1 pseudogene is annotated in these 303 nt (G+C 35.3%); it reads left to right on the top strand.

The window, feature by feature from the left end:
- Window positions 1–143 (top strand): annotated as a pseudogene (locus tag IDG60_RS03310) (histidinol-phosphate transaminase); the annotation flags it as partial.
- Window positions 144–303 lie beyond the last annotated feature (160 nt).

The raw sequence follows: 303 nt of genomic DNA on the forward strand, positions 1-303 counted from the left end.
AGCGGGTAAATGAACTTTATGAAGCACTTTTAAATGTAGGGTGTATTACGCGACCATTTCCAACTGGTGTTAGAATTACAATTGGTTTTAAAGAACAAAATGATAAAATGTTAGAAGTTTTATCAAACTTTAAATACGAATAGTAAGTGCAGGCTGGGACATAAATCAATGTTCTGTGCTCTACGAAGTTATATTGGCAGTAGTTGACTGAACGAAAATGCGCTTGTAACAAGCTTTTTTCAATTCTAGTCAACCTTGCCGGGGTGGGACGACGAAATAAATTTTGCGAAAATATCATTTCTG

This window comes from Staphylococcus sp. EG-SA-2 (assembly GCF_017152085.1).